At 62.4% G+C, this 16,767-nt stretch carries 17 protein-coding genes; 8 read left to right on the forward strand and 9 right to left on the reverse strand.

Translation table 11 applies throughout. The features are described from left to right. Positions 1-19 precede the first annotated feature (19 nt). Both QTL94_RS07080 and QTL94_RS07085 read left to right on the forward strand, forming a co-directional pair. On the forward strand, positions 20-541 hold the full coding sequence (locus tag QTL94_RS07080; RefSeq protein WP_289801038.1) for a DUF1697 domain-containing protein: 522 nt from the start codon (positions 20-22) through the stop codon (positions 539-541). 84 nt (positions 542-625) lie between these two features. Further along, positions 626-1,579 carry a homocysteine S-methyltransferase family protein gene (locus QTL94_RS07085; protein ID WP_289801039.1) on the forward strand — a complete coding sequence of 318 codons (954 nt, stop codon included), beginning with the start codon at positions 626-628 and terminating at the stop codon, positions 1,577-1,579. A gap of 4 nt (positions 1,580-1,583) precedes the next feature. On the opposite strand, the gene QTL94_RS07090 is transcribed toward QTL94_RS07085, so the two are convergent. Continuing rightward, complete coding sequence (locus tag QTL94_RS07090; RefSeq protein WP_289801040.1) at positions 1,584-3,032, reverse strand: DHA2 family efflux MFS transporter permease subunit; 1,449 nt, start codon at positions 3,030-3,032, stop codon at positions 1,584-1,586. 255 nt (positions 3,033-3,287) lie between these two features. Here QTL94_RS07090 and QTL94_RS07095 point away from each other — a divergent pair, with 255 nt between their 5' ends. The 3 genes from QTL94_RS07095 to QTL94_RS07105 all read left to right on the forward strand — a co-directional run bounded on the left by QTL94_RS07095 (position 3,288) and on the right by QTL94_RS07105 (position 7,820). Next, entirely contained in the window at positions 3,288-4,790 is a 1,503-nt protein-coding gene (locus QTL94_RS07095; protein ID WP_289801067.1) for a protein adenylyltransferase SelO, read from the forward strand. Positions 4,791-4,914: 124 nt separating this feature from the next. Further along, entirely contained in the window at positions 4,915-7,251 is a 2,337-nt protein-coding gene (locus tag QTL94_RS07100; RefSeq protein ID WP_289801041.1) for a glucose/quinate/shikimate family membrane-bound PQQ-dependent dehydrogenase, read from the forward strand. 119 nt (positions 7,252-7,370) lie between these two features. Continuing rightward, entirely contained in the window at positions 7,371-7,820 is a 450-nt protein-coding gene (locus QTL94_RS07105) for a hypothetical protein (protein WP_289801042.1), read from the forward strand. Positions 7,821-7,915: 95 nt separating this feature from the next. Here QTL94_RS07105 and bla read toward each other — a convergent pair whose 3' ends face one another. The 3 genes from bla to dmeR form a co-directional block, all read right to left on the reverse strand. Next, on the reverse strand, positions 7,916-8,803 hold the full coding sequence (gene bla / locus QTL94_RS07110) for a class A beta-lactamase (protein ID WP_289801043.1): 888 nt from the start codon (positions 8,801-8,803) through the stop codon (positions 7,916-7,918). A gap of 78 nt (positions 8,804-8,881) precedes the next feature. After that, a complete protein-coding gene (gene dmeF / locus QTL94_RS07115; protein ID WP_289801044.1) occupies positions 8,882-9,865 on the reverse strand; it encodes a CDF family Co(II)/Ni(II) efflux transporter DmeF in 984 nt (327 codons plus the stop codon). Between the two features lie 23 nt (positions 9,866-9,888). After that, positions 9,889-10,161: a Ni(II)/Co(II)-sensing transcriptional repressor DmeR gene (dmeR, locus tag QTL94_RS07120; protein WP_065689858.1), complete on the reverse strand. Its 273-nt coding sequence runs from the start codon at positions 10,159-10,161 to the stop codon at positions 9,889-9,891. A gap of 255 nt (positions 10,162-10,416) precedes the next feature. On the opposite strand from dmeR, the gene QTL94_RS07125 reads away from it, so the two are divergent. Both QTL94_RS07125 and QTL94_RS07130 read left to right on the forward strand, forming a co-directional pair. After that, on the forward strand, positions 10,417-10,911 hold the full coding sequence (locus QTL94_RS07125; RefSeq protein WP_113524444.1) for a GNAT family N-acetyltransferase: 495 nt from the start codon (positions 10,417-10,419) through the stop codon (positions 10,909-10,911). Between the two features lie 40 nt (positions 10,912-10,951). Then, complete coding sequence (locus QTL94_RS07130; RefSeq protein ID WP_289801045.1) at positions 10,952-11,530, forward strand: type 1 glutamine amidotransferase family protein; 579 nt, start codon at positions 10,952-10,954, stop codon at positions 11,528-11,530. A 14-nt stretch (positions 11,531-11,544) separates the two neighbouring features. Here QTL94_RS07130 and QTL94_RS07135 read toward each other — a convergent pair whose 3' ends face one another. The 4 genes from QTL94_RS07135 to QTL94_RS07150 all read right to left on the reverse strand — a co-directional run bounded on the left by QTL94_RS07135 (position 11,545) and on the right by QTL94_RS07150 (position 14,887). Beyond that, on the reverse strand, positions 11,545-12,510 hold the full coding sequence (locus QTL94_RS07135; protein WP_289801046.1) for a phytanoyl-CoA dioxygenase family protein: 966 nt from the start codon (positions 12,508-12,510) through the stop codon (positions 11,545-11,547). Positions 12,511-12,635: 125 nt separating this feature from the next. Then, positions 12,636-13,550 (reverse strand): c-type cytochrome, encoded by a 915-nt coding sequence (locus QTL94_RS07140; protein WP_289801047.1) that lies wholly within the window; start codon positions 13,548-13,550, stop codon positions 12,636-12,638. 96 nt (positions 13,551-13,646) lie between these two features. Then, positions 13,647-14,099, reverse strand: a complete 453-nt coding sequence (locus tag QTL94_RS07145) for a c-type cytochrome (protein WP_289801048.1) — start codon at positions 14,097-14,099, stop codon at positions 13,647-13,649. A gap of 149 nt (positions 14,100-14,248) precedes the next feature. Then, positions 14,249-14,887: a LysE family translocator gene (locus QTL94_RS07150; protein ID WP_289801049.1), complete on the reverse strand. Its 639-nt coding sequence runs from the start codon at positions 14,885-14,887 to the stop codon at positions 14,249-14,251. 129 nt (positions 14,888-15,016) lie between these two features. Between QTL94_RS07150 and QTL94_RS07155 the strand changes: the two genes are divergently transcribed. Then, positions 15,017-15,715 (forward strand): helix-turn-helix transcriptional regulator, encoded by a 699-nt coding sequence (locus QTL94_RS07155; protein ID WP_289801050.1) that lies wholly within the window; start codon positions 15,017-15,019, stop codon positions 15,713-15,715. A gap of 45 nt (positions 15,716-15,760) precedes the next feature. Here the strand turns inward: QTL94_RS07155 and QTL94_RS07160 are convergent, their stop codons facing one another. After that, a complete protein-coding gene (locus tag QTL94_RS07160; RefSeq protein ID WP_289801051.1) occupies positions 15,761-16,615 on the reverse strand; it encodes a metallophosphoesterase in 855 nt (284 codons plus the stop codon). Between the last annotated feature and the right edge of the window lie 152 nt (positions 16,616-16,767).

Below are 16,767 nucleotides of genomic sequence, written 5' to 3' on the forward strand. Positions count from 1 at the left end.
CGATGAGCGGGAGCAGCCTGTGACTGTCTATGTGGCACTGCTGCGGGCCATCAATGTCGGCGGTACCGGCAAGCTGCCGATGGCGGAGCTGAAGGCGATCTGCGAAGCTCCCGGCTTCGCAGACGTCACGACGTTTATCCAAAGCGGCAACGTGCTGTTCCGCTCCGATCTTGGCGCTGCCGATGTCGAGCGTCGGCTCGACGAGGCTCTCGGAAAGGCGCTTGGCAAGAAGCCGGGCATCATGCTCCGCAGCAGGAAGGAGCTGGACATCATCGTCGCCAATGCGCCCTTCCCCGACGCCAAGCCGAACTATCTTCTTGTCAGCTTCCTGCCGGAGGCTGCGCCCAGCAACGCTCTGGACGGAATGGTCGCGGCTGATGGCGAGGAAGCGGTCGTGGCTGGCCGCGAGATCTATGTCCACTTCCCTATCGGTGCCGGCAGATCCAAGCTCAAGCTCGCCGCCCTCAAACCCGGCACCGCCCGCAACATGAACACGGTGCGCAAGCTCGCCGGAATGGCCGCGGCGATGGAAGCGCGCTGAGTGCGCCTGCTGCCTATTTTAGAACAAACTTAACAATCAATCTCGCGGTGCAGCATTCCTTTGGTTTGGCACGGGAGAGATCCGATGGCGACCTACCGACACTGCTTGCCGCAACTCGATGGCGGCCTCTTCGTGACCGATGGCGGCATGGAGACAACCTTCATTTTCCACGACGGCCTGCAGCTTCCCCACTTTGCGTCCTTCGTCATGCTCGCCTCGGAAGAGGGACGCGACCGGTTGAGGGCGTACTATCGCCGCTATCTCGACATTGCCCGCAGACACGGCGCCGGTTTCATCCTCGACACCCCGACATGGCGCGCCAATCCGGATTGGGGCGAAAAGCTTCATTACACGCGTGAAGCATTGCACGCGGCAAACGTTGCAGGCATCGATCTGCTGGCCGAGCTGCGCGCAAAACACGAGCAGCCGGACCGGCCGATCGTCCTCAGCGGCGCGATCGGACCGCGCGGTGACGGCTACAGGGCCGGCAACATGAATGCGGCGGAGAGCGAGGACTATCACGGCATCCAGATTGGCAGCTTCGCGGAGAGCCAAGCCGACATGGTGACGGCATTTACGCTGACCAATATCGACGAGGCGATCGGCGTCGCGCGGGCGGCCGCAGCAAGAGGCATGCCCTGCGCGATCTCGTTTACGGTCGAGACGGACGGCAGGCTGGTGACCGGGCGCAGCATGCAGGATGCGATCGAGACCACGGATGCGGCGACCGACGCATCGCCGGCCTATTACATGATCAACTGCGCTCACCCCTCGCATTTTGCCGATGCTCTTGACCACCGCAGCGGCTGGGTTAAGCGGATCTACGGCTTGCGCGCCAATGCCTCACGCATGAGCCACGCGGAACTTGACGAGAGCGAGGAGCTGGATGCGGGGGACCCCGCCGACCTCGGACAGCGATATCGCGAGCTGATGCAGGAGATGCCGCAGGTGCGCATCGTCGGCGGCTGTTGCGGCACCGATCACCGCCATGTCGCGGCAATCTGCGAGGCCTGCATGCCCGCACCGGCGCGGGCATGAATGGTCAATGCTCGGCGTGCGCGGGCTTCTCGCCGCGGTGGCCGCTGATATCGGCACCGGCTGTGCGGGAGAAGCGCAGGTTCCAGAAGGTCGCCGTGATCGAGATCGCGGTGACGAAGAGGAAGGCGGCTGAGAAGTCGTGGAGCTGCGGGGTCTCGCTGCCGTTGAACGACATGGACGTGTGCAGCGCCAGCGCGCCGACACAGATGCCAAGCGACAGCATCAGCTGCTGGAAGGTCGTGTAGAAACTCGTCGCCGAGCTCATCCGGTCACGATCGATCTCGTCATAGGCAACCGTGTTGTAGGCCGTGAACTGGAACGACATGAAGAAGCCGCACATGACGAGGATCGCGAAGATCAAGCCGAGGGGCCAATCGGGGCGGAAGGCGGCGCACAGCGCATAGCCGACCGTTGCGATGACGCCGTTTGCGACCAGCGCGTTGCGGAAGCCGAAGCGACGCAACACGCGTGGCGCAAACGCCTTCATCGCCATGGAGCCGAGAGCAGCCGCGGTGACGAGCTGGCCGGCCTTGGCGGCCGAGAGGCCGAAGCCGAGCTGGAAATAGAGCGGCAGCAAGAAGGGCTGCGCGCCCTGCGTGATGCGGGTGAGCGAGCCGGCGATCACCGAGGTGCCGAAGCTCGGCACCTTCATCAGCGAGAAATCCATGATCGGCGACGGATGGTGGCGGGCATGCTTGAGATAGGCGATGCCGAACAGCACGCCGACGGCAATCAGGAACAGCGAAAAGCTTCCCTCTCCCGGTCGGCTCGACGTCTCGAAGCCGAACAGCAGAGAGCCGAGCGCGATGCCGGAGAGAATGAAGCCGATGGTGTCGAACCGTCCCGACGCCTTGCCCTTGAAATCCTCGATGAAGATCGAGACCAGGGTGAAGCCGATGATGCCGATCGGCACGTTGATGTAGAAGATCCAGCGCCAGTCGAGATAGGTGACGATAAGACCGCCCACCGGCGGCCCGAGGATCGGGCCGATCAGGGCGGGCACCAGCAACCATGACATGGCGTTGACCATGTCCTTGCGATCGACGCTGCGCAGCAGCACGAGGCGACCGACCGGCAGCATCATAGCGCCGCCGAGACCCTGGAGCAGACGAGCCAGCACCAGACAGAGAAGGTTGGGCGACAGCGCGCAGAAGATCGAACCCGCAATGAAGACGGCGATGGCCGAACGGAAGACCGTGCGCGACCCGAAGCGATCGGCGATCAGCCCGCTTGCCGGAATGAAGATCGCAAGACTGAGCAGGTAGGAGGTCAGCGCGATACTCATCGACGGCGCACTGACACCGAAATCGCGGGCCATGGTGGGCAGCGCTGTGGCCAAAACGGTCGCATCGAGCTGTTCCATGAACATGGCGCTCGCAACGATCATTGCAATCACGCGGAAATTAGGCTGGCGACGCCCGATGGCAGCCGCCTGATAGATCTGATCCGACATCGTCTGGGATCACTCGCAATGGCGCGGGCCGGCGCGGAAGCGATGGCCGCGGTATGATATGGCATGATGCCAAAGGGGGATTGCCTTTCTGTATACGCCCGCAAATGTGGCGGCGTTATGCTTTTCTGGCAAGTCTGGTGTGAGCTGATGGTATGGGTCGCATCACCGCCTGGAAACGAATGTTCCCGCATGTTTGGCGACGTGGCGAAGACCATCCGGCTTGCAGCAATCGGCGTCGGGCACTACCTATGGATCATGAGCCAGACCCTCGAAGACATGCGCGACAGCGCAGCTTTTCCTTTTGACAACAGCTACGCGCGGTTGCCGCAGCATTTCTTCGCGCGCCAGACGCCATCGCAGGCCGCCGAGCCGTGGCTTATCAAGCTCAATGAACCGCTCGCGGAGGAGCTTGGGCTCGACGTGGCCCTCCTCAGGCGCGATGGCGCGGAGATCTTTTCGGGCAACATGCTGCCGGACGGCGCTGATCCGCTGGCCATGGCCTATGCCGGCCATCAGTTCGGGGGCTTCGTGCCGCAACTCGGCGACGGACGAGCGATCCTGCTTGGCGAAGTCGTTGACCGGAACGGCCAGCGCCGCGACATCCAGTTGAAGGGCGCGGGACAGACGCCGTTTTCGCGCCGGGGCGATGGGCGCGCGGCGCTCGGGCCCGTGCTTCGCGAGTATATCGTCAGCGAAGCCATGTATGCGCTGGGCGTGCCCGCGACGCGGGCGCTTGCCGCGGTTTCGACCGGACAGCCTGTCTATCGCGAGAGCATCCTGCCCGGTGCCGTTTTCACCCGTGTCGCCGCCAGCCATGTCAGGGTCGGCACCTTCCAGTTCTTCACCGCGCGCGGGGACGTCGATGGCGTCAGGGCGCTCGCCGATTATGTCATCGACCGGCACTATCCAGAGCTGCGCGACGCGGGCAATCCATATGTTGCCTTGTTCGAGGCGGTGTGCGAGCGGCAGGCAGCGCTGATTGCGAAGTGGCTGCATGTCGGCTTCATCCATGGCGTCATGAATACCGACAATATGACCGTGTCAGGCGAGACGATCGATTTCGGCCCCTGCGCCTTCATGGATGTCTACGATCCCGCGACCGTCTTTTCCTCGATCGACCAGCAGGGCCGCTATGCCTATGCCAACCAGCCTGGCATCGGGCAATGGAACCTGGCAAGGCTTGGCGAGACGCTTCTGCCGCTAATCGATGCCGACACTGAAAAGGCGGTCGAGGCCGCCAATGTCGTGATCGGCAATTACGGAGAGCGCTTCCAGACCCATTGGCTTGGCGGGATGCGCGAGAAAATCGGCCTCGCGTCCGTCGAGGACGGCGATCTGGATCTCGTGCAGTCGTTTCTAGCCCTCATGCAGACCCAGCAGGCCGATTTCACGCTTGCCTTCCGCCGTCTGTCGCATCTAGCGGCCGATGACAGCGCAGAGCCGGCCTTCCTCGCCAGCTTCCGAGATCCCGATGCTGCACGAGCATGGCTCGAGCGTTGGCGACAGCGCTTGGAGCGCGAGATGGAGCCTGCCGCGCAGCGAAGTGCGGCCATGTTGCGCGTGAACCCCGCCTTCATTCCGCGCAACCACCGCATCGAGCAGGCGATTGCAGCCGCGATCGAGGACGCCGACTTCTCGCTGTTCGAGGCGCTGCTCACGGTGCTTGCCAGACCATACGAGGACCAGCCGGCATTTGCTGCCTATATGGAACCGCCGAAGCCGGAAGAACGCGTGGTGGAAACCTTCTGCGGCACCTAGAACACCTGACGCTCCGTGGTGCTTCCGGTCGCGGTTGAAAGCCACTGCGCTCGCTCTATCTCGCTGATTAGCGGACATTTTTCCCGCGCGGTCCTACCCGAACATTCAGCGGGAGAAATTCATAATGGCAATCGTCATTACTTCGACACTCCTCATTCTCATCGGACTGGCTCTTGGCGGCGGCGGGCTCTGGCTCGTGATACTCGGCGGGAGCGTCTTCTATCTCTTCGCCGGCGTCATGTTCCTGCTGACGGCCATCCTGCTCCTGATGCGCAAGCCTGCGGCCCTTTGGGTCTATGCGGCGCTCGTCGTCGTTTCGCTGGTCTGGGCGATCTGGGAAGTCGGTTTCGACTGGTGGCAGCTCGGCCCGCGCGGCGGCCTGATCATCCTGTTCGGGCTGTGGCTGTTGACGCGTGTCATCCGCAGGTCGCTCGGCTTTGTCAGCCCGACCGGAACCTCCTACGGAGCGAACGCGTGGCCGCTGGCCATACCGGTTCTCGCCGCCATCGTGGTGGCCGGTTACTCGATGACCACCAATCCGCACGACCAGACCGGAGCGTTGCCGACCGATGTCGCGGGTACACAGGCCTTCGGCGGCACCGTTCCCGATGGCGAATGGCACCAATATGGACGCACGCCGTTCGGCCAGCGCTATTCACCGCTCGATCAGATCACCGTCAGCAACGTCAAGGATCTGCAGGAAGCTTGGCGCTACCAGACCGGCGACGTGAAGCGGCCTGACGATGTCGGCGAAACGACCTATCAGGTCACCCCGCTGAAGATCGGCGACACGCTGTACCTGTGCACGCCGCACAACTGGGCCATCGCGCTCGACGCCAAGACCGGCAAGGAGAAATGGAAGTACGATGCCAACTCCGGCATGAACCCGGATCGGCAGCACCAGACCTGCCGTGGCGTCACCTATTACCACGATACGGCAACGGCCGGCGGCCAGCCTTGCGTCGACCGCGTCTACCTTCCGACGTCGGACGCCCGCCTGATCGCGCTTGATGCCATGGACGGCAAAGTGTGCACGAGCTTCGCGGACCAAGGCGTGCTGCATCTCGAAAAGGGCATGAAGTACAATCCGGCCGGCTACTACTATTCGACCTCGCCACCGGTCGCGGTTGCCGGCAAGCTGATCATCGGCGGAGCGGTCAACGACAACTACTCCACGCATGAGCAATCCGGCGTCATCCGTGCCTTCGATATCAATTCCGGCGCGCTGATCTGGAACTGGGACTCGGGCAATCCCGATGTGACGACGCCACTGCCCGAAGGACAGACATACACCACGAACTCGCCCAACAGCTGGTCGGTCTTCAGCGTCGATGACGGGCTGGGCATGGTCTACATCCCGCTCGGCAACCAGGTGCCGGACCAGCTCGGCATGAACCGAAGCGCCAATGTCGAAAAGTTCTCGTCGTCGGTCGTCGCGCTCGACCTCAATACCGGACAGATGAAGTGGGTCCAGCAGTTCGTTCACCACGACCTCTGGGACATGGACGTGCCCGCCCAGCCGGTCCTCTTCGACATGAAGAAGGCCGATGGCACGGTGGTCCCGGCGCTTGTCGCCCCGACCAAGCAGGGCGACATCTACGTGCTTGATAGGGGGACCGGCGAGCCGATCATTCCGTTCAAGGAAATCCCTGCCCCGGGTGGCGCGATCCCGGAGGACCATACGTCGCCTACACAGCCGATTTCCGACCTCACCTTCTCGCCGCCACCGCTACAGGAAAAGGACATGTGGGGCGTGTCGCTGTTCGATCAGCTCGCTTGCCGCATCCAGTTCCACCGTTACAAGTACGAAGGGCGCTACACACCGCCGTCGCTTGTCGGCTCGATCATCTATCCCGGCAACTTCGGCACCTTCAACTGGGGTAGCGTGGCTGTCGACCCCGAGCGCCAGATCATGTTCGCCATGCCGACCTATCTTGCCTTCACTTCGCGGCTGGTCCCGACCGCCGACATCCCGCCGAAGGGACAGGATGAGAAAGGCAGCGAACAGGGCCTGAACCGCAACGACGGCGCGCCTTACGGGGTCTTCATGGGACCGTTCCTGGGACCGCTGAACATTCCCTGCCAGGCACCGCCATGGGGTTATGTCACCGGCGTCGACCTAAGGACCGGCAAGATCGCCTACAAGCTCAAGAACGGCACCGTCCATGACATGACGCCGTTGCCGCTGCCCTTCAAGGTGGGCGTTCCGGGCATTGGCGGCCCGATGCTCACCAAGGGCGGCGTCGCCTTCCTCGGTGCCGCCGTCGACAACTACCTGCGCGCCTACGACGTGACCAACGGCAAGCAGCTCTGGCAGGCCCGCCTGCCGGCCGGCGGCCAGGCAACACCGATGACCTACACGACCAGCGACAACAAGCAGTATGTTGTCATGGTCGCAGGCGGCCATGGCTCGATCGGGACCAAGCCGGGCGACTACGTGATTGCCTACACGCTGCCCTGAGCGGCAACACGCCAAAGCACGATAGTGGCCGCCATCTGGCGGCCGCTATCTTTTCGCCCACAAGTTTCAGACAGGCTCCCTGCGCAATTCTCCCGACATGTTGTTCCGGGGAATTTTTCATGAAGATCGATAATAGCATTTCCAGCGCCTACGGGCTGACGAGCCTGCTCAGCCAGCGCAACAAGCAGCAATCTCTCAGCATCGAGACCAGCGCGCGCCAAAGCGGTTCGGCTCTGCAGCCGAGCACGACACCGCCGTCCATCTCCAGCACCATGTGGGCTCTGCAGAGCGGCGGCAGCGCGACGATCAACGCCAGCGACGACGAAGCCAAGGCCCGGCATGATGCTGTCATCAGCGAGTTCACGGAGCTTGCCAACATGACGCCGGCAGAGCGCATTCGCCAACAGATGCTAGAGCGTCTCGGCATTTCGGAAGACGAGCTGGCATCGATGCCGCCGGAAGAGCGCGCGGCGGTCGAAAAGCAGATCGCCGAAGAGATCAAGAAGCAGTTGACCGGCGTCGATGACAACAAGAGCGACGCTCAAGACAGCGGCGTCATCACAGCCTGATACGCTTCACAAACTGATTCATGCGGATGCGACGGAGATTCACATTTCCGTCGCATCTGTTTGAATCGAAATCTCATTTTTCGGGCGACGCCCGCTCAGATCATCTCGGCTGCGATCCGGCCGACTTCGCCGAAAATCGCGTTGATCTCGGAAATCTCGGCCGTCGCGTCGGCAACGTAGACGGTCATCAGGATCGGGCCATGCCCGGGAGGCCAGGCGACGGCGATATCGGCGGCGGTGCCGTTGTTGCCGGTTCCGGTCTTGTCCCCGATCTTCCAGGTGTCAGGCAGCCCGGTGCGAAGGCGTGTGCCGCCCGTCGTGTTTGCCACCATCCATTCGACAAGCTTGTTCTGCGAGGGCTCCGACAGGACCGAGCCGAGTGTCAGGTTACCCAGGGTATCCAGCATCGCATCCGGCGTCGTGGTGTCACGCTGGTCGCCCTTCTTCGCCTCGTTGAGATCAGTCTCCCAACGGTCGAGGCGGGTGGAGCCATCACCGAGCGTGCGCAGCCAGTTTGTCAGCTCCTTGGGACCGCCGAAACTTTCGAGCAGCAGATTTCCGGCCGTGTTGTCACTCTGGGTAATCGCCGCTTGGCAAAGCTCGCCAACGCTCATCCCCTCGCCGCCGACATGCTTTTCGGTCTCCGGCGAGTGGGTCACGAGCTTGTCCTTGTCGTAGACCACGCGGCGCTCGAGGTTTTCCTCGCCCTTGTCGACACGGGCAAGGACGAAGCCCGCGGCGAGCACCTTGAAAGTGCTGCACATCGGGAAGCTCTCGGTCTCGCGGTAGCCGAAGGAGATGTTCGTCTGGGTATCGATCGCCGACACGCCGATGCGGCCACCGATCGCCTTTTCCAGGGCTCCGATCCGCCGATCGATCTCGTCATCGCTCTCGGCCGCCCGCGCCACGATCGGGCTGAACAGGGTCGGCATCAGCAATGCCGAACCAAGAAGCGTGCGACGGCGGATCGAAAAGCGATGCATGAAAACCCTCTGCCCAGAATCAATGCCAGAATCAATGGATGACAGAGCTAGAGAGAGATTGTGGCCCGCTTGCGTCGATCAGGCAGCCGCCTGCGTAACCTCGACCGTGACATGCGAAAGCCCGGTGAGCCGCTCCAGCTTGTCCTTATAGAAGGAGGGCGCACGCGGCTCGCGGGTCACCAGCGCCACGATGGCGGCATGATGGCCGGGGCCTACCTGCCAGACGTGCAGATCGGTGATGCGCTCGCCACCGGTCTCGATGACAGCGCGGATTTCTTCCGGCAGGTCCTCGCGTTCGGGCACGACGTCCAGAAGCACGGCGCCGGACGTTTTCATCAGGCCCCACGCCCATTGTGCGATGATCAGGCCGCCGACGATACCCATCATGGGGTCGAGCCACAGCCAGCCATACCAGCTGCCGAGCAGCAGGGCCACGATCGCCAACACCGATGTCAGGGCATCGGCAATCACATGAACATAGGCCGCGCGCATATTGTTATCCGCGCCGTGGTGGGCGGGCGCGCCGTGATGATGGGCATGGTCGCCAGCGTGATCGTGGCCATGATGGTGCCCATGGGAATGTCCGTGGGCGTGGCCGTGATGGTGGTGATCGCCTCTCAGCAGCCAGGCGCTCGCCAGGTTGACGAGCAGGCCGACAACGGCAACACCGATGGCCTGGGAGAAGCTGATCGGAACGGGATGCGTCAGGCGTACCATGCTTTCCCATGCCATCAGCAGGGCAATCAGGGCGAGGATGATCGCGCTGGCGAAGCCTGCCAGATCGCCGAGCTTGCCGGTGCCGAAGGTGAAGCGTGGATTATGCGCCTGCTTGCGGGCGTAGACATAGGCGATCGCGGTGATCAGCAGCGCGCTGGCATGTGTCGACATATGCCAGCCATCGGCGACCAGCGCCATCGAGCCGTAATAGGTGCCCGCAGCGATCTCCACCACCATCATGGTCACCGTCAGGGCGATGACCAGCCAGACCCGATGCGCATTGCGATCGTGGTCGGCGCCCAGGAAAACATGCTCGTGTTCCAGCTTCTCTACTTGCGCATTCATCACGCAACCCTTTCAAACAATAATCAGCGGATGTAGGTCCGCAGTACTTCCGAAATCTCCTGCACCGCCTCGCTGCGGGCCTGCTCGTCTGCTGCGTGCAGCACGTGCTCGTGCAGATGGTCGTCCAGCACCTCCCCGGTCAGGCCGTTCAACGCGCCACGGATGGACGCCAGCAACTGCAGGATCTCGCCGCAGGGACGCTCCGCCTCCAGCGCGCGCTCGACGGCCTCCATCTGGCCCTTCATCCGACTGATCCGTGCGATCAGCTTCTTTTTCTGGTGCGTGGTGTGGGACATCGTTCGCTCATAATATAGGGGGGTACCCTATCTAAATAACACAAGGATGGAGTGACCGCCAGCCGCTTGACAAAAGACTCTTTTCCGCCGATGTATCAGCTCATGATCAAGAACGCGCACATCACCAGCTCGTATTTTTGGCTGTACCTGTAAAGGGCGGCCGGACAAGATCATATTGTCAACAAGCCGCCGTCAGGCGGCTTTGTTGTATCGGCAGCGTCCTGACGGCAGAACACCACTAAAGGACGCAGAACCATGATTGAAATCGAAGACAGCGAAATCTCGTTGATCCGCCCGCCGGTGATCAACATCCGTACCGCCAAGCCGCGCGACCTGCCCGAACTCAGCGACATGATCGCGCTTCTGGCCAAGCATCACGGCGATGCAGCGGCCTCCACGCCTGAACAGCTCGAGCGCGACCTCTTCGGTCCCCTGCCCTGGATCACCGCCCTTGTCGCCGAGACGCCCGAAGGCCTGATCGGCTACGCCATACTCGTGCCGCTCTACAGGGCCCAGGACGGTGCGCGCGGCATGGACCTGCACCACCTCTTCGTCCGCGACGGTCATCGTGGCCACGGCGTCGGCCAGCATCTCGTCAACCGCGCTCGCGACACCGCCCGCAGCGCCGGCTGCGGCTACCTTTCGGTCAGCGCCGCGACGGGCAACGTCCAGGCGCACCGCTTCTACGAGAACATGGACTTCGTCCCTCGCCCGGTCACCGGCATGCGCTATATGCAGGCCCTGGCATAGGAGGCGGCTGCGCCTCCGCTCCCCACGAAGGAGAGGAACCATGAAGCGGCTTGCAATCGTCCTCACCGAGGGCTTTGCCGATTGGGAGGTAGCTACTCTGACGGCCTCGGCGCGCACCCATTTCGGCTTCGACGTTGTGACGGCGACGCCGGACGGAGCCGAGGTGCGCTCGATGGGCGGCATGCGCGTGGCGGCCGACATCGCAACGGAGCACCTGCATGCCAACGCGTTCGACGCCCTGATCCTTTGCGGAGGCACCGTGTGGGAAACCGAAAAGGCACCTGATCTGAACGGCGTGATCGACGACTTCATCAGCCGCGATAAGGTCGTTGCTGCAATCTGCGGGGCGACCCTGGCGCTGGCGCGGGCCGGCGCGCTGAACCGGGCGGCCCATACCAGCAATGCCGCCGATTTCATCGCCGACGTGCCCGGCTATTCCGGCAAGGCGCGCTACAAGGATAGCCCCTACGCAATCCGCGACGGCAAGATCATCACCGCCGCAGGATCCGCCCCCGTCACCTTCGCTGCCGAAGTCTACCGGGCTCTCGGCCATGGCGGCGACGAACTCGACCAGTATGTGCTGATGTTCGGCGCGGAGCACCAGCCGAAGGCCATTTAATCCTTCGGCCCAGCTCAGCGCAGGACCGGCTCTCCGTGGATACGACGCCGCGACGGCTTGGATACGCCGAAGCCGACCTCCATCATCAGACGCGGCTTATGCGTTGCGACCGTGCCCATGTGAAATCCGAAGGGATCTTCGACGAAGCCGAAGCCCGCTTGGCCGGTCAGCGTAACCGGGCTGTCCTTACCATAGAAGTCCAGGATTTCCTTGGCGGGGTGGCCGACAAGCAAGGTGAACTGGTGCTTGAGACGTCGCTTGTTGTGGCTGCCCCTGACATAGACGTGAGGCCCGGTCCCTGCGTCGACATCGACCAGATAGAAGAAGAACTTCAGCATCCGCCAATCGTCGAGATCGAAATGATACTTGTCGAGCGATGCCAGGCTGCAGTCGGCCTCAGTCGCCCTAGTGGGGAAGCTCCACCAGGTCCGCGTGGTGATCAGGCGGGCCTGCGCGCCAAGGTACCTGCGGGCGATCTCGGACAGCAGCGGATCGCGCTGGACCGCGCGTACCGCCGGGCAATCGAGGGCGCGCTCGAAATGGTGGCCGCTCAGGATCGCCCGCCCGTGTTGCTCCTCGGCGGCGCGATGCTCGACGGCCCGGAACTCGATGTTGCGGTCGAAATTTCCGAAACAGGGCGTATCGTGGGCAAACTCGGCAATTTCTTCAGTGACGGCCTTCGGCAGGGTGATTGCCGGGAACAGCCCCTCACGCTTCAGTCCATCGACGGCGGCGTCGAGATCCACACCTGCGAATATCGAGGGAAGCCCCTCGATCGCGCCGTTGCTCGGCCGCGCCGTCAGCCAGTGCGCGCGCCGCCCCGCAATGGTGCGGGCTAGCAAAAACATCGGCAGCCAGGCCGGGTTCTCGCGGATATCGGCCATGTAGGTCGGTATTCGCACCGCCATGCGACGGAGCTTGCCGCCCTTGCGGGCGACGGATTCCAAGTCGTTCACTGAAGTCACTGATGGGCTGTGCATGCAGCTGGCCTTTCGGAAGACGTTGATCGTTCGTCGTTCGGCGGCAAGCCACAAGGCTGCCGCGGGGCATTCAGTTGGCCCGGCGATCGTATGCTGCAATGCGGCGATTTTTAGGTTAGAGACCCCTAATGTGACGGAACAGCCTTGAGATAGGCGGCAATCGCCTCAAGATCTTCCTTTGGAAGATGGGCAATGTTCTGCTGCACCTCGGTCATCGAGCCGCCGGCCGAGTCGAAATCAGGCGTGAACCCGGTTGCGAGATAATTGGCGATATCGGCTTCGCTCCAACCGCCGACGGCTTTCGACCCCGGCGTTATGTTGGGTATTTTGCCAGGGCCTTCGGGATTGGGAGCGCCCGCTAGCCACATGTCGGGCTGGAAGCCGCCGAGTCTATTGCGGGGCGTATGGCACTCGCCGCAATGGCCGAGGCCTTCGACCAGATGCTGTCCGCGCTTCTGCCTGTCATCGGCATTGGCAAGAACGACGCGGGGCTGTTCGTTGAAGTAGAGGAACTTCCAGCCGCCGAGCGCCAGCCGAACATTGAACGGGAACGGCAGTTCATGCGGCGGCGCGACGTTGCTGCTCTTCGGCAACGTCTTGAGATAGCCGAAGAGGTCATTGACGTCCTTGTCGCTCATGCGGGCATAGGAACCATAGGGAAACGACGGATAGAGGTGCTGACCATCGGGGCCGACGCCGCGCCTCATGGCGTTGCCGAACTGAGCGAGCGTCCACTGGCCGATACCGGCCTTTTCATCCGGCGAAATATTGGGGACATGGAAGGTGCCGAATGGGCTCTTCAGCGCTAGTCCGCCGGAAAGTGTCAGCCTGGCATCCGCCTGCGCGCCCGGCGCTGCATGACAGCTGACACAGCCGCCGGCCCAGAAGACAAGCTCGCCGTTTTTCACATCCGGCGCGCCGAGGTTGGCCCAATGGCTCTCGGGAAGCGGATTGGGCGCGGTGATCATGTAGAACGCGGCGCCACTAAGCACCACGACACCGACGATGCAAAGAAGAAATCGGATAAATCTTCGAACCACGCACCGCTCTCCCATTCACGATCCTGGCGCTCAAACATAAAGCGATCCGCCGGGCCTGCAAGACCGGGGCGGATCGCGGCCGATGGATCGAAGGTATTATTCCTTCTTCACGCGATAGAGCTGATGACAGCCGCCGCAGCTCGCGCCGAGTGTCTTCAGGCCGGCACCGACGCCGGCCGCGTCAGCTGGAAGCTGGGCGAGCAACATGTCCGCGTCACTGCCGAGCTTGACGGAGCGGGCCTTGAAGTCGTCCATGTTGTCCCAGATCTTCGGGCTTGCCTCACTGTCCTTGTCGCTGGTTTCCGTGCCTGCCTTGAATTGGTCGGGAAATGCCTTGGCAGTCTCGGAAATCGTCGCCAGCGCGGTCTTGATCGCGTCGGCGTCATACGGCTTTTCGCCCTTGGCGATCGCCGCCAGTGCGCCAGTGGCGCCACCGACCTTCTTCATCATCGCGACGCGAGCGTCATGCGTTCCCTCACCGGCCGCCAAAACGGTGCCTACCCCCATGCCGGCAACGAGAACTGCCGCGGCGATTGCTTTCAGTCTCATATCTTCACTCCTCTTCGATAACCGAGATCTTCGAAGCCCGGCGCTTCGTTTTAACGCGGGCATGATGTCAAAATTATCTCGGCCAAGAAGTAACAAATGGGTGATAATGCAATCATTTCAGGAATCTAATCGGTTTGCACGACATCCCCTCAGGCCGATGCACGCCAGCCGTGCCATGCGGTAAGGATTGCCACGGCAATCAACAGCCCGCCGACGATGCGCCCGACAAGGATCGTCGCCCGCGGATTGGAGATCAGCGCCCGCCGACTTCCCGCCGCGGTAAAGGCCACCGTGCCATAGATCGCCGCCTGCGTGGCCATGGTCATCAGCCCCATAACGACGCCTTGCACCCAGATCGGCCCATAGGCGGGTTTCAGGAATTGCGGATAGATCGCCAGCACGAACAGATAGGCTTTCGGGTTTACTAGGCATGTGACCGCCCCCTGCTGGAACGCCCGCCAGCCGGAGCGCGTCCCGTCGGCTCCGACCGTGTCGACGACGATGGAACTGCGAACAAGCGTATAGCCGATCCAGGCCATGTAGGCTGCGCCGACCACGAGCAAGGGATTAAAGAGCGACGGCAACAGGCTGGCGAGGATGCCCACGCCGACCACGCCATAGAGCGAATGGACCGCGCCGCCGGCCATGATCCCGGCCGTCGCCGCCATGCCGCTGCGCCTGCCGCCCGTCAGCGAATTGGCGAGCACGAATAGCATGTCCATGCCCGGCACGATGATGATCCCGAAAAGGAGAGTGAAGAAGAGCCAGAGGTTTTGGCTATATGTCATGTCAGTTGCCCATGGTGAAATTGAAGGTGAATTCTGGATAGGTTGTTGAATTTCAATTCGATAATGGGAACTATACGGAGGCCGTACTGACAGCGTATTGTCAGTAGCGTTTGATTGCGGAGACGAAGAATGCGCAAGGCGTCGCGCCTTTTCGAGATCATCCAGATCCTGCGGCTCGCGAGGAAGCCGATGACAGCGGCTGCCATGGCAGAAACGCTCGAAGTCACCGTTCGCTCGATCTACCGGGATATCGTGGCGCTCCAGGCGATGCGCGTGCCGATCGAGGGCGGGCGCGGCATCGGTTATATCATGCGGCCCGGCTTCGACTTGCCGCCGCTGATGTTTTCCATCGAGGAAATGGAGGCCATCGTCTTGTCGCTGGCGCTGCTGGAGCGCACAGGCGACGACGAGCTGAAGCAGGCGGCCAAACGTGTGAACCAGAAGATCGCAGGCGCCGTGCCCGCCCCGCTGCGCCAGGCGATGGAGGGCAAGGCGCTCTATGCCTGGGGATCTTCCGCGCCCTCGCCGGTGGGGCTGGATCTCGGGCTCGTGCGCCGCGCCATTCGCGACGAACAGAAACTCACACTGGACTACCGTGATGAACTCGGCCGGGCCACCGAGCGCATGATCCGGCCGATCGCGCTGATCTACTATTCGCAGACCGCCAACATCGTCGCCTGGTGCGAGCTGCGCAAGGCGATCCGCAATTTCCGCAGCGACCGGGTCGAGCACTGCGCGCCGGCCCAGTCCTATTTCAAGGGCGAAGGCGACGGGCTGCGCCAGCTGTGGACATCAGGCTGGACGGAACGGCCGGCAGCGGTCTCCTAGGTCACGATCGCCCGCCCATTCGGACGATGGCGATGGCAGTCAAGCTCAGGCGCGCAGCGCCAGCGTTCGGTCATCTTCGCGGCCGAAGCCGTGGATCGTGATCCGATCCGGCCAGATCTCGACGATGGCGAAAGCGTTCTCGGCTTCGGTGTCGACCATGCCCTTGAAATTGACGAAGTGGCAGCCGTTGACGGCGCCGTAGTTGCCGACGTGGTTGTGGCCATTGAAATAGGCGGCGACGTGATCCTGGGGCGAGAGCAGCTCGATGATGCGCTCGCGGTCCCAGCAGTCATGCTCGTTCGGCGGATAGACCGGGTAGTGGTTCATGACGATGACGCGTTCGTTGGCCCTGCCCGCCGCCTCGATCTCGTCGGCCAGCCAGGCGAACTGCTCGTCGCTTGCCATTGCATTCCACGCATTGGCGTTGATCGCGCCTGCCGCCCGCAGTTCGGCGAGCTTGGCTGCGGCGATCTCGCGATGGGGATGGCCTTCCGGCGGCGCGAAGGTGCTCACCTCGTTGCCGTTCAGCACGATGAAGCGCCAACCATGGCGGACGAAGCTGTAATGGGGCGCCGATAGCCCGACCCTTGCCGACACATGCGCGAGATGTTCGGGCGCCACGGAGAAATCGTGATTGCCAAGCAGGAAGAGGTTTTCGTGCTTCAGTTCCTCGTAAACCGGGAGGATATCGTCGAAGCTGGCGAAGTCGCGATCGATGATATCGCCGAGCGTCATGACGAAGCTCAGGTCCTCGCCGTTGAAGACCTCGATGGCGTCCCCAAGCTTGGCGAGGCTGTTGGCGTAGTAGCGATCCATTCCGACATGCGGCTCGATGGCTGCATATTGCGGGTCTGCGATGATGCCGAAGCGGAGGATGGGAGTGGCGAAAGATTGTGTCATGGCGGTGCTTTAGGCGCCTGTAATGACAGGCTTGTGACGGTCGGAGAAAAGTCATGACCTCCACCAGAGGTGGAGGTTTGAAACGCTGCGCTTGAACCGCTAGAAGCGGTTTTGCTATAGGTTAGTAGCTAGTGTTAAACAGGTCGGCAAAG

This window comes from Rhizobium sp. S96, from assembly GCF_030382195.1.
GTDB lineage: Bacteria > Pseudomonadota > Alphaproteobacteria > Rhizobiales > Rhizobiaceae > Rhizobium.